10 protein-coding genes are annotated in these 12,597 nt (G+C 65.1%); 6 read left to right on the forward strand and 4 right to left on the reverse strand.

The window, feature by feature from the left end:
• Positions 1-25 precede the first annotated feature (25 nt).
• The 3 genes from dapA to PMO31116_RS12640 are packed head-to-tail and all read left to right on the forward strand — an operon-like array spanning position 26 to position 2,936.
• Positions 26-943 (forward strand): 4-hydroxy-tetrahydrodipicolinate synthase, encoded by a 918-nt coding sequence (dapA, locus tag PMO31116_RS12630; protein WP_150567020.1) that lies wholly within the window; start codon positions 26-28, stop codon positions 941-943.
• A gap of 50 nt (positions 944-993) precedes the next feature.
• Positions 994-2,136 (forward strand): outer membrane protein assembly factor BamC, encoded by a 1,143-nt coding sequence (gene bamC, locus PMO31116_RS12635; protein ID WP_150567021.1) that lies wholly within the window; start codon positions 994-996, stop codon positions 2,134-2,136.
• Between the two features lie 8 nt (positions 2,137-2,144).
• The gene (locus tag PMO31116_RS12640) at positions 2,145-2,936 is read left to right on the forward strand and encodes an MBL fold metallo-hydrolase (RefSeq protein WP_150567022.1); all 792 of its coding nucleotides are present in this window, start codon (positions 2,145-2,147) and stop codon (positions 2,934-2,936) included.
• Positions 2,937-3,055: 119 nt separating this feature from the next.
• Here the strand turns inward: PMO31116_RS12640 and PMO31116_RS23685 are convergent, their stop codons facing one another.
• Both PMO31116_RS23685 and PMO31116_RS12650 read right to left on the reverse strand, forming a co-directional pair.
• On the reverse strand, positions 3,056-3,313 hold the full coding sequence (locus PMO31116_RS23685; RefSeq protein WP_174971251.1) for a hypothetical protein: 258 nt from the start codon (positions 3,311-3,313) through the stop codon (positions 3,056-3,058).
• 179 nt (positions 3,314-3,492) lie between these two features.
• Positions 3,493-4,713 (reverse strand): ribosomal protein uL16 3-hydroxylase, encoded by a 1,221-nt coding sequence (locus PMO31116_RS12650; RefSeq protein WP_150567023.1) that lies wholly within the window; start codon positions 4,711-4,713, stop codon positions 3,493-3,495.
• Between the two features lie 87 nt (positions 4,714-4,800).
• On the opposite strand from PMO31116_RS12650, the gene PMO31116_RS12655 reads away from it, so the two are divergent.
• Entirely contained in the window at positions 4,801-5,328 is a 528-nt protein-coding gene (locus PMO31116_RS12655) for an FKBP-type peptidyl-prolyl cis-trans isomerase (RefSeq protein ID WP_023596656.1), read from the forward strand.
• A 160-nt stretch (positions 5,329-5,488) separates the two neighbouring features.
• On the opposite strand, the gene PMO31116_RS12660 is transcribed toward PMO31116_RS12655, so the two are convergent.
• Together PMO31116_RS12660 and mutS are read right to left on the reverse strand one after the other, a co-directional pair.
• Positions 5,489-6,898, reverse strand: coding sequence for a hypothetical protein (locus PMO31116_RS12660; RefSeq protein ID WP_150567024.1), 1,410 nt, complete (start codon positions 6,896-6,898; stop codon positions 5,489-5,491).
• A 6-nt stretch (positions 6,899-6,904) separates the two neighbouring features.
• Positions 6,905-9,577 carry a DNA mismatch repair protein MutS gene (gene mutS, locus PMO31116_RS12665; protein WP_150567081.1) on the reverse strand — a complete coding sequence of 891 codons (2,673 nt, stop codon included), beginning with the start codon at positions 9,575-9,577 and terminating at the stop codon, positions 6,905-6,907.
• A gap of 350 nt (positions 9,578-9,927) precedes the next feature.
• Here mutS and PMO31116_RS12670 point away from each other — a divergent pair, with 350 nt between their 5' ends.
• Entirely contained in the window at positions 9,928-11,937 is a 2,010-nt protein-coding gene (locus PMO31116_RS12670) for a sensor domain-containing diguanylate cyclase (RefSeq protein WP_150567025.1), read from the forward strand.
• A gap of 252 nt (positions 11,938-12,189) precedes the next feature.
• Positions 12,190-12,561: a response regulator transcription factor gene (locus tag PMO31116_RS24285; protein ID WP_281350157.1), complete on the forward strand. Its 372-nt coding sequence runs from the start codon at positions 12,190-12,192 to the stop codon at positions 12,559-12,561.
• The last annotated feature ends 36 nt before the right edge of the window (positions 12,562-12,597 follow it).

The following is a 12,597-nucleotide window of genomic DNA, read 5'->3' on the forward strand; positions in this document are numbered from 1 at the left end:
TTATCGCTGAATTGTTCGATCAACCATGACTACCCAAACTCCGATTCAAGGCAGTATTGTCGCGATTGTCACGCCGATGGCAGAGGACGGCAGCCTTGACCGTGAAGCCCTGCGCAACCTGATCAACTGGCATGTCGACGAAGGCACGGACGGCATTGTGATCGTCGGTACGTCGGGCGAATCGCCGACGGTCAACGTCGAAGAGCATTGCGAGCTCATCGAGATCGCCGTGCAGCAAACCGCCGAAGCCGGCAAGGCGCGCGGCCGCAAGGTGCCGGTGATCGCCGGCACGGGGGGGAACTCGACCGCCGAGGCCATCGAACTCACGAAGCATGCGAAGCAGGTCGGTGCGGACGCATCGCTGCAGGTCGTGCCGTACTACAACAAGCCGACGCAGGAAGGGCAGTACCAGCACTTCCGCGCGATCGCCGAAGCCGTCGAGCTTCCGGTGATTCTTTACAACGTGCCCGGCCGTACGGTCGCCGACGCCAGCAATGAAACGCTGCTGCGTCTGGCGCAGGTGCCCGGCATCATCGGCGTGAAAGACGCCACCGGCAACCTGGATCGCGGTATCGACCTGATCCGGCGCGCCCCGAAGAGCTTCGCCGTGTACAGCGGCGACGACCTGACCGCCGTGGCGCTGATGCTCATGGGCGGGCAGGGTAATATCTCGGTCACCGCCAACGTGGCGCCGCGCGCGATGCACGAGCTTTGCGCGGCCGCGCTGGCCGGCGACGTGGCCAAGGCCCGGGAATGGCAATTCAAGCTGTTCGAATTGCACCGTGCCATGTTTGTCGAAGCCAATCCGATCCCCGTGAAATGGGCGTTGCAACAGATGGGCATGATCGCGTCGGGCATTCGCCTGCCGCTCACGCCGCTGGCGCAGCCGTACCACGAAACGGTACTCGCTGCCCTCAAGTCGGCCAACATTGCCGTTGTCTAAGCTGTCGTTCAGGCACCCGGGTGCGTTGCCCATCCCTTTTTTTGCGACTCATGAAACGAATCGTCAGTAATTCCGTAGCTCGTCCCGTGCTGGCATGGGCCGCTATTGCCTCGTTGGCCCTCGTTGCCGGATGCAGCTCGCTCTCGAGCGCCCTGTCGTCGGACAAGGTCGATTACAAGAGCTCGAAGACCGGCCCTTCGCTCGATGTGCCGCCCGATCTGACGAACGTCCAGTCCGTCGATCGCAAGTACGTGACGCCTGGCGGCACCGCCACGCTGTCGAATTACGAGAATCAGCAGAAGGTGGTGGCAGCCAACCCCTCGACCACCGTGCTGCCGGACGTGCCCGGTATGAAGGTGGTGCGCGACGGCAACGAGCGTTGGCTCGTGATTCAAAAGCCCGCCGGCGACCTGTGGCCGACGCTGCGTGAGTTCTGGCAGGAAAACGGCTTCGTGCTGACCATCGATTCGCCCGACACGGGGGTGATGGAAACCGATTGGGCGGAAAACCGCGCCAAGCTCAACCAGGACATCATTCGCGATCTGCTTGGCAAGGTCCTCGACGGCCTGTACTCCACCGGCGAGCGCGACCGCTTCCGCACCCGTGTCGAGCGTGATCCGAACGGCGGCACGGATGTCTACATCACGCATCGTCGCATGGTCGAAGTGTTCACGAACTCGCAAAAGGACACGACCAAGTGGGAGCCGGCGCCGAACGATCCGGGTCTCGAGGCCATCATGCTGACCAAGCTGATGCAGCGCTTCGGTGCGCAGGCCGATCAGGCCAAGGCACAGGTGGAAAGCGCCAAGCCGGGTGCGCCGGCGACCCAGGTCGTGAAGACGGCCGATGCGGCCTATCTCGACATCAACGAACCGTTCGACCGTGCATGGCGCCGCGTGGGCGTGGCGCTCGATCGCGGTAACTTCACCGTGGACGATCGCGATCGCGCCAAGGGGCTGTACTTCGTGAGCTACGTTGACCCGGCCACGCTCGCCAAGGACAACGGTTTCTTCTACAGCCTGTTCCATGCGAAGGAAGTGCAGGACAGCAAGAAGGCGAAGAAGTACAGCGTGAACGTGCAGGGGCGCGGCGACAACCAGACCCGTGTGCAGGTGCTCGACGACAAGGGTAACGTCGACAACTCGCAGATCGCCCAGACGATCATCAGTGTGATCGGTAACCAGCTCCGTTAAGGCGGGGCGTGCGGTTCGCCAGTCTAGGCAGCGGCAGCGAAGGCAATGCCCTGCTGGTGGAGGCGTCGGAAGGCGCCTCCACGACACGTATTCTCCTCGATTGCGGATTCTCGATGCGAGAGATCGAGCGACGCCTGGCGGCTCGCTCGGTCGACGTGGCGTCGCTCGACGCCATCGTCATCACGCACGAGCACGCCGACCATATCGGCAGTGCGCTCTCCCTCACACGCAAGTATCGGATCCCGCTCATCATGAGTTGGGGCACGGGGCAGGCCGTCAAGGCGCATGCCACGCTCAAGGTGGACGCCGACGATGCGCTGGTACGCTGGTGCCGCTCCGATGAACGCCTAGCGGTCGGCGCGATCGAGCTTCATCCCTATACGGTGCCTCACGATGCGCGTGAGCCGCTCCAGTTCGTCTTCTCCGATGGTGCGCGCCGGCTGGGAGTGCTCACGGATGCCGGATGCCCCACCGCCCATCTGATCGCCACGCTGGGTGGCTGTGACGCGCTGGTGCTCGAGTGCAATCACGACCGCGAAATGCTGGCCAACAGCAAGTATCCGCCGTCGCTCAAGGCGCGCATTGGCGGCACGTATGGGCATCTGGCCAACGATTCGGCGGCGGAGATTCTCGGGGCGATCGACCGTACCCGATTGCAACGTGTGATCTGTGCGCATTTGAGCGAGCAGAACAATACGCCGGAACTGGCCATGACGGCGATGTCGGCTGTGATCGGTGGCGAGGCGACGGAGATTCTCGTGGCCACCCAAGCGGGAGGCTTCGATTGGTTGACGTGTTAGCCGACGCCTGAGCGCGATGGGTTCGCGACGAGTGGAACAGAACGTGGGCGCGCAAGACAATAAAAAAGCCGGTCGAATGACCGGCTTTTTTGTCTCAGCTGCCTTGCGGCAGCGAGAGCTTACTTGCTGGCAGCAGCGTCAGCAGCCGAGGCAACGGCGTCAGCAGCAGCACCAGCAGCCGAAGCGGCCGTGTCAGCAGCAGCACCGGCAGCCGAAGCAGCCGAATCAGCAGCAGCGCCAGCAGCCGAAGCGGCGTCCGAAGCAGCCGCAGCAGCCGAAGCGGCAGCGTCAGCAGCCGGAGCAGCGGCTTCTTCCTTCTTGCCGCAGGCGGTCAGGGCGATAGCCAACAACGAAGCGACGAGGAGAGACTTCTTCATGATCACGTCCTTTTATGGTAGAAGACAAGCGAATGAATAATTAGTTACGGTAATACGCTCTTGCCAGCGCAAAGCCGATTGCGAGACATTGGCAATTGAGGATTACCCTTGGTCATGCAAGCTGCTTGGCGAGAAATTATATTGGGTTTTCCCCAATGCGTCACGTCAAACTCGCGCAATTACCCCGCTTTTTTCCTTACGGCACGCAACTTTCGCGCCGGCCCCGGGTCGGCGGAAATCTGTACCCAGCCCGACGCATACCAATCGTACATAATTTCGACGATTTCTTGGTCTTTTTGCTCGAAATTCGCACATTCCTCGGCATTGAGTCGACGTTTGTCGGCGAGCGCGCGCAACGCCGATCGCGCACTGGCGGGGGCTTCCAGCGGCTCGCCGTTCACGTAATATCGGTTGCGTCGATACAACAATTGGGTCTTCGGCGACAGTGCGATACCTCGCGACGCGGCTTCCCGGGCGAATCGGCCGGGCGAAACGGGAGATGTCGGCGGGTCGAAAAACACATGCGACTTCGGCTCGCTCAGCCAGCAACCCAGAAAATCTTCCACCTCCTTGCGCCCCCAGCGGACTTTCTCCAGCTGTGCGGCGAGCGTGTCGACCATCGCGTCGGGCAGTGCGGCGGGGTGTTTGACAGCCGGCTGCTTCGGGTCGGCATATCGGCCGGCGAAATGACGGGCGAATGCGAGCTCCGGCGCGTTCTCCGCGAGGTAGTACAGGAAGTTCTGCAGCATCTCCTGTTCGAGCGGCGCGCGAAAGCCGATCGAGTAGGTCATGCATTCGCCCTGGGCCACGCCGTCGTGCGCATAGCCAGGTGGCAGATAGAGCATGTCGCCAGGTTCGAGTACCCACTCCTGTTCTGGCTCGAAGTGCCGGAGGATGCGCAACGGTACGCCCTCCTGCCAGGTCGTGTCACGCTGCGGCCCGATGCGCCAGCGTCGCTGGCCGTGCGCCTGCAGCAGGAAGACGTCGTAGGAATCGAGATGCGGGCCGACACCGCCGCCATCGGTCGCGTAGCTGATCATGACGTCGTCGAGACGGGCGTCGGGAATAAAGCGAAACTGTTGCATGAGGGCGTCGACGGCGGGTGCATGAAGGTTCACGCCTTGCACGAGCAGTGTCCACTGTTTGCGCGATAGCGGCGGCAGCGAGTCGGCGTCGAACGGTCCGTGCTCGAGGGTCCAGCGTTTGCGCGCGTGGGTGATGAGGCGCGATTCCACGTCGTCCTGCGCGGCGAGGGCGAAGAGCGCCTCACGCGAGAGCGGCGCCAGGAAGCCGGGAATCGCCTGCCGAATGAGCAGTGGGCGCTTGTGCCAATAGCGCTTCATGAACGCATCGGGGGTGAGGCCGCCGAGCGGGGGCGAGGAGGGGCGGGAAGTCGTCATGCGGATGTCGAGGCTTGGCTCCGATCGATTGCCGGGTCGCTGTCATACGGCTGCGCGTATAATGCGGGCTGTTTTTCGGAGAGTTTGATGAAGATCGAAAAGAATACCGTCGTCTCGGTGACTTACAAGTTGTCGGACGCTCAGGGCAACCTGATCGAGGAAAGCGGCGCCGAGCCGATGGTTTATCTGCACGGCGGCTATGATGGCACGTTCCCCAAGATCGAGGAAGCGCTCGATGGACAGGACGTCGGCTACGAAACGCACCTGCAACTGGAGCCGACCGATGCCTTCGGCGACTACGATCCGGAGCTGATCAAGGTCGAAGAGCGCAGCCGTTTCCCCGAGCCGCTTGAAGTCGGCATGCAGTTCGAGGGTACGCCGGAAGACGGCGATGACGAAGCGGACACGCTCATTTACACCGTGACCGATGTGGCGGACGACAAGGTCGTGCTCGACGGCAACCATCCGCTCGCCGGCATGGCGCTGCGCTTTGAGTTGACGGTGGCGGACGTGCGTCCTGCAACGGAAGAAGAAGTCGAGCATCAGCACGCGCACGGTGCATCGGGTCTCGAAATCGTCGACGAAGACGAAGACGACGCTCCCACGCTGCACTGAGTCTCGGCGCTTCGGATTGCCAGACGGGCGATTCGCGCCTCGGGTACGGTGCATGCGGGCGAACGGATCGCGCATGCCAAGTTGGATCGGACGCCGGGTTCGGCGCATTGCCTCGCGCAATGTGCCGAACCCGGCGTTTGCGTTTTGTGCGCGCCGATTGTCAGTTGCGGTGCGTCGCGCCGCGCGTGGCGCCTTCGCGAATGAGCGACGGGCCGATCGGCATGACGCCCTGGTTCGGGTCCGAGCTCATGCCGTTCACGTGGGTCGCGGAAGCCCCCGGCGTGGGGTAGAGCGAGGAATAGGGCACAGCGGTCGGCGCGGTCCCTGACACGCCGTCAGAGGGGGCGAACGGCGCTGTCGGTGCGGACTGCGATTTCTCCGGCTCCGGATTGGGCGTGATGGCGGGCACGGGCGCCGCCCCATTTCGCGCATTACCTGGCGCCGCATTGCTGTTCGGCGGTAACCGTTCGCTCTCGAAGCGAAACAACTGGGGTGTGCGAGGATCGACGCGCACCCGCACCCAACGGTTCGTCGTCGGCGATCCGAAAGTGCTCAACTGCGTGAAGGTCTTCACTGGCGCGCCGTGCGCGTCGCGCAGCGGCTGTGCGTGGTGCATCGTCCTGCCGCCATCGATGAGCAGGATCGGCCCCTTGAATCGCGCCGCGAGTCGTTGCAACTGGATGCGGAAGTCCTTGTACCCGTCCACGCCGCGCCGCCCGGCGCGGTCGGAAAAGATGCCGCGAAGCCCGCCGCTGCTCGCCGGCTCGAACTGCGGATCCGCCGCCGCGATGACGACGATGCCCCGTGCTTCCTTTTGCTTCGCATAAACGAGGGCGTGCTGCAACCACACGCGCGTGGCGATCACGCGGTCCTCGTACTCGCCGTTGCGTCCTCCGGCGGATCGGTAGTTATTGTTGTTGCCGGGAAGATTCAGTCCGACGAACACCACGTCGCGATAGAACCATCGCACGTTCTCGTGGTACTGGCGAAAGCGTGCCATGTCGCTCTGGCGCGTGAGGTCGAACTGCGCGTAGCCGACTGGGCCGGGTCCCAGCAGGGCGTCGTCGTCGAATGCATGGTCGCGCAGGAAGTCGAGACGCTCCACCGGGTTGTAGCCTCCGTCCCCGGGGCGCTGACAGTCCGCCCAGTCGTTGGCGCCCGGTACATAGATCAGCGGTTTGGGGGAGCTGGCGAGCAGACCGAGGCGCTGCGTGATGAGATCGTCGCGACACGACTCCGTCGGTCCCTTCAGGTTGCCCGTGTGCACGACAAACGCTGCCGCGCTGTCGCCGATGCTGGCCAGCACGCTTCGCAACACGGGCACTTCCGCATTGCCGAAGGGAGTGTTGCCCAGCACGGCAAATTCGAACGGCGGCGGCTTGGCGGGGCCTTTGACCGACGCCCTGGTGGCAGCCTTCGCGGGCTCGCGTGCCTTCGCGGCCCACGCCAGTGACGGCAAGGCGAGCATGGTGACCCAGGCGAGCGCGAACACCGCCGAGCAAACGACGCGCGCGGCCCGCCGGCCGACAGGCGGCAAGCTGGCAGCGGGCGCGCGATGCACGGTCGACACGAGGCGTCAGCCGTTCGCGAGGCCGTCCATCAGGCCTCGCAGTTCATACAGCAGGTCGAGCGCTTCGCGCGGACGCAGATCGTCGGGATCGATTTGCGCCAGGCGGGCCAGCGTCGCTTCGGCGGCTGGGTCCAGCGCTGCGCGTCCCGAGCCGTGGGCGAGCGCGGTGTCTTGCGACCCGGCGGCATCGTCCGCGCGCCGATCGTCGTCGAGCGTCGCGCGCGGCGCGAACAGATCGAGCTGCGGTGCCGCCGGATCCAGCGCCTGCTGCTCGAGCAGCGCGAGGTGCTTGCGCGCCGCGCGAATCACCGGCATCGGCACGCCGGCAAGCTGCGCGACCTGCAGGCCGTAGCTTTGGCTCGCCGGCCCATCCTGCACGGCATGCAGGAACACGATGCCCTCGCCGTGCTCCACTGCCGACAGATGAACGTTCGCGCATTGCGGGAATTCGTCAGGCAACTGCGTGAGTTCGAAGTAGTGCGTGGCGAACAACGTGTAGCATCGATTGTGGCCCAGCAGATGGCGTGCAATCGCCCAGGCGAGCGCGAGCCCGTCGAAAGTCGACGTGCCGCGCCCGATCTCGTCCATCAGCACCAGGCTGTGCTCGGTCGCCGTATGCAGAATCGCGGCCGATTCGGTCATTTCCACCATGAAAGTGGAGCGCCCGCCCGCCAGATCGTCCGAGGCGCCGATGCGCGTGAAGATCGCATCGAGCGGACCCAGGCGCACGGCTTCGGCCGGCACGTAGCAACCGACGTAGGCGAGCAGGGCGATGAGCGCGGTCTGACGCATGAACGTCGATTTGCCGCCCATGTTCGGGCCGGTGATCAACAACAGCCGACGGGCATCGCCCAGCGAGCAATCGTTGGCGATGAACCGCTCGACCTGTTGCTCGACCACCGGGTGACGTCCCTGGCGAATGTCGACGACACGGTCCTCCACCAGCTCGGGTTTGACCCAGCCGAGCGTCTCGGCGCGTTCCGCGAGTGCGGCGAGGACATCGAGTTGCGCCAACGCCTGGGCAATGCGCTTGAACTCGGTGATGTGCGGCAGCAGATCCTGAAGCAGCGCGTCGTAAAGCATCTTTTCGCGCGCGAGCGAGCGCTCCTGCGCGGACAGCGCCTTGTCCTCGAACGCCTTGAGCTCGGGCGTGATGTAGCGCTCGGCATTCTTGAGCGTCTGGCGGCGGCGATAGTCGTCGGGCACCTTGTCCGTCTGCCCGCGGGTGACCTCGATGTAGAAACCGTGAACCTTGTTGAACTCCACGCGCAGATTGTTGATGCCGGTGCGCGCCCGTTCTCGTGTCTCCAGGTCGACGAGGAACTGGCCGCAATTCTCCGAAATGTCGCGCAGCTCGTCGAGGTCTGCGTCGTGGCCGCGGGCGATGACGCCGCCGTCGCGCAGCATCGCGGCGGGCTCTTCGGCGATGGCGCTGGTGAGCAGGGCAAGGGCGGCGTCGGGGATCGCGAGGTCCTCGTGCAGCATGGCCAGCAACGGCGAGCGGGCTTCCACGGCGCGCAACGTCGTATGCAGCTCAGGCAGGCGGCGCAGGGCGTCGCGCAGGCTGGACAGGTCGCGCGGGCGCGCCGTGAGCAGGGCCAGGCGCGCCGTGATGCGCTCGACGTCGGCCACGTTGCGCAGTTCGCTGTTCAATGCACGCCACGCACCCGGGCCTTCGAGCAATGTGGCGATGGCCAGTTGACGTGACTGCGGCACCTGCTGATCGCGCATCGGATGGTGCAGCCAATGGCGCAGCAGACGGCTGCCCATGGTGGTGCCGCAGGTATCGAGCAGCGAGAGCAACGTCGGAGATTCCGTGCCGCGCAGCGTCTCCGTGAGTTCCAGATTGCGTCGTGTGGCGGCGTCCAGGCCAATATAGGCCGCTTCCCGCTCCACGTTCAGACTTTGCACATGGCGCAGCGACTGCCCTTGCGTGGCGGCTGCGTACTGGAGCAGGGCGCCGGCCGCGCCGAGCGCCGGATTCAGGCCATCGCAGCCGAATGCGGTGAGGCTCGCCACGCCCAGTTGATCGCGCAGGCGCTGGGTGCCGGCGGCTGTGTCGAAGTGCCAGTCGGGCACGCGCGTGGTCGTGCCAAGGGGGAAGCCCTCGAACGTCTCGAGGGCGCTGTCGGGCACGAGCGTCTCGGCCGGACGAATGCGTTCCAGCTCGCGCGGAAGCTTGTCCGCGGCGATTTCCATCAATCGCAATTCACCGCTCGCCAGCGACAGCCAGGCGAGACCGGCAACGCGCTCGCTCGCGCGACGTGCGGCCGGGATCTGAACGGCGAGCAGGTACTGATCGACCTTGTCGCTGAGCAGTGCGGCGTCGGTCAGCGTGCCCGGCGTGACGATGCGTACAACCTTGCGCTCCACCGGCCCCTTCGAGGTGGCCGGGTCGCCGATCTGCTCGCAGATGGCCACCGACTCGCCCAGCTTGACCAGCTTGCCGAGGTACTGCTCCACCGCGTGATGCGGCACGCCGGCCATGCGGATCGGTTGTCCGCCGGACTGGCCGCGCGCGGTGAGCGTGAGATCGAGCAGGCGTGCGGCCTTCGCGGCGTCGTCGTGAAAAAGCTCGTAGAAGTCGCCCATGCGATAGAAGACGAGCATGTTCGGATGCTCGGCCTTGATGCGCGTGTACTGCTGCATCATCGGCGTCATCGGAGGCGTCGGCTTCATCGTTTCCGGAGCGGCTGGGGTGTCTTGGGCTTGGGTGCTCGTCATGAATTCCATCGGGTCGGGCGAGTCGGGTCACGAAGCGGCGGGCGGTGCGGCAGTGCGTTTGCCGCATGGGGCAGGTGTCCCGCCCGTCGCCCTCGTGGCGCGTTGGATGCGCAATTTTACGACGGGTTCGGCAAGCGCCGGTATCGCGGGCCCTCCGATGTCGCTTTCCGGTGTCGCGCAAGGGGTGACGCGCGAATGTCGAATTTGCTCAAGTTTCCCCAAAATGTGCCGTTTCGGGTGGTAAGCTCTCGCAAAAAACAACCAAAAACCAAAAGCAGCATAAAGCTACTCTCGTACGGGCCAGCATGGTGAAGTCGTTGAAGGGGCGGGTTGCGGCCATGACCGCGCTCGTCTCCATGGTATTGATCGTCGGCGTGGCCGTGGGCATCGAGTTTTTCGTCTATGGTGAATTGCGAAACTCGCTGCAGGCTCAGCTCGACACGCAGGTCAGGCTCGTGGCCGATCAGCTCGACGACAAGATGCGCGCAAAATTCCTCGCCCTGCACCGCATGGCGAGGAATCTCGGCGATCCTCGCGCGTTGACGCCGGCTCAGTTCGAAGCGTTCGCCAACATGTCCGTGTCGATGCCCGAGACGTTCAACACGCTCTTCGTGGCCGACCCGGACGGACGCATGCGCTTCGATTCGACCTTCGCGGCCACCACCATCAACATTGCGGACCGCGATTATTTCCGGCAATTGCTTGCGGGTGCGCCGCAGGCGGCGTCGAACGTGATCGCCGGCAAGATCACCAACTCGCCCGGCATCGTGCTGGCTGTGCCCGTCACCGACAAGCAGGGGAAACTGATCGGCGTCATCGGCGGCGCAGTCAACTTGCTGCGGCAGAACTTCATTGTCGATCTGGCCAGTAACGCGGTCGGCCAGACAGGGCGGTATTGCCTCATCTCCAACGACAGTCCGCCGCGCTATGTGATCCAGGCCGACGTCACCAAGATCCTCTCGCCCGTGGGGTCGGCGCAGACCTTGTGCGGCGTGCGCGACGTCGGATCGAACGCATTGCTGCATATGCATCCGCTGGTCGCGCGCGCACCGATGGCCACGACCGGCTGGACGGTCGTGGCCGTGCTGCCCGGCGCGGAAGCCTTCGATCCCCTGGCACGCGTGCGTCGCCGTGTCATCTTGCTGGCGATCGCGGCGATCGCAATGACGGCCTTGGTGATGTGGTGCGTGGCGCGGTGCCTGCTGCGCCCGCTCGACCAGCTCCGTGGTCTGGTGGCTCGCAGTGCGGGCGACATGCGGGCGGCGCAGTCATTGCCGGTGCAGCGTGCCGACGAGATCGGCGCGCTGGCCAATGCGTTTCGCGACATGATGGAGCGACTGGGCGAGCGCACCGAGGCGCTCGAAGTGTCGCGCGAGGCAGCACGCGCGAGCGTGCGTCGCATGCAGGAAATCGCCGACCGTGTGCCGTACCTCGTGGCGTATCTCGACGGCGACGAGCGATTCGCGTTCGTCAACCGCGCGTGCGAGACGCGTCTGCGTCGCCGGCGTGATCAGATCCTGGGGGCGACCGCGCGCGAATTGCTTGGCGTCTCGTTGTACCGCGAATTCGCGCCGCATCTCGCGCGGGCGTTTGCGGGCGACGCGGCCACGTTCACATGGGACTTCGGCGAAGGCGCCGCCTACCGTTGCTTCGAAGTGAGCTATCAGCCGGAGTGGGCGACGCAAAATGTGCTCGCCGGCGTACACCTGTTCGTGCGGGACATCACCGTCGAGCGCACCAACGAGCGGCGCTGGCGACGCGAATCGCACACCGACCACCTGACCGGGCTGCTCAATCGCAAGGGCTTCGACCAGGCGCTCGCCGCCGCCGTTCGCCGCGCGCGCGAAGGCGCGGGCGCCCAGGCACTGCTGTTCGTCGACCTCGACCGCTTCAAGCTCGTCAACGACACCTGGGGGCACGCGCTGGGCGACGAGTTGTTGCGGCGTCTGGCCAAGCGGCTCGTGGCGAGTGTGCGAGAGGGCGACGTCCTCGCCCGCTTCGGCGGCGACGAGTTTGCCGTGATCATGCGCGACGTTCTCGATGAGGGCGATGTCGAGCGCACGGCGTTGTCGATTCTCGATGCCGCGTCGCGACCGATGGCGCTCTCGGTGGGGGAAGTGACCGTCGGCGCATGCGTGGGCGTGGCGATGGTGGCGAGCGGCGAGGACAGGACGCCCGACATGCTGTTCGAGGCGGCCGACCGGGCGTTGTACGACGCCAAGCATGGCGGGCGCGGTCTTTTCGTGCTGGCCGGGAGCGTTGATGGTGCCGCCGGCACCGAGCGCTCGGGCGACGCTTCCATGCGCGCCGGGTGAGCCGGGTGAGCCGGTGAGCGAGCGCTCACCGGAGGGGGCACGCATCGCGGTCGATGCATTGCCGGGCGTTGCGCCGGTAGGTAGCACGCCGAGGCGCGCCTGTTAGACGCAGACAATCGGGCGCGCTGTTGCGATCAGCTTCCCCGAAGTTACGGGCACGCATTCCTTGTCGCACAATGGTCGACGCCGTTCGTGAGCTGCGCGTCGCGGCGCACGGTTCGGGTGAGTCAGTGTTCAAAAATGGAGGCGGGCATGAAACTCGAAGGCGGACGAAGCCGGGCAGCAACGCGGGCGGCTTCCGACGCAGGGTGGCGCGACCCAGGGGCGCGCCGTGATCCACCGCGGGCATCGCATCGGGGCGCGCACACGCGGCAAAGCACCGATTTGGGCGACGACGAGCCAAGGCATCGGCGCCTGTCGGTTCGCGAAAACGAAGTGTTTCACATGCTGGTCGATGGCCTGGCCGTCAATGAGGTCGCTCATGCGCTGCATGCCAGTGAGCGGGCAATCACCTTGCACGTCGCACATATCCTGCACAAGCTTGCGCTCGACGACGCCGCAGAGCTGATCGACTACGCCATTCGGCATGGACTGATCGACGAGGGGGCGGAAGGCGCGGGCTGAGTACGCTCGGTGGCGTCCGGTGGCCGCGCGCGACAG

It is taken from the genome of Pandoraea morbifera (assembly GCF_902459575.1).
GTDB classification, from domain to species: domain Bacteria; phylum Pseudomonadota; class Gammaproteobacteria; order Burkholderiales; family Burkholderiaceae; genus Pandoraea; species Pandoraea morbifera.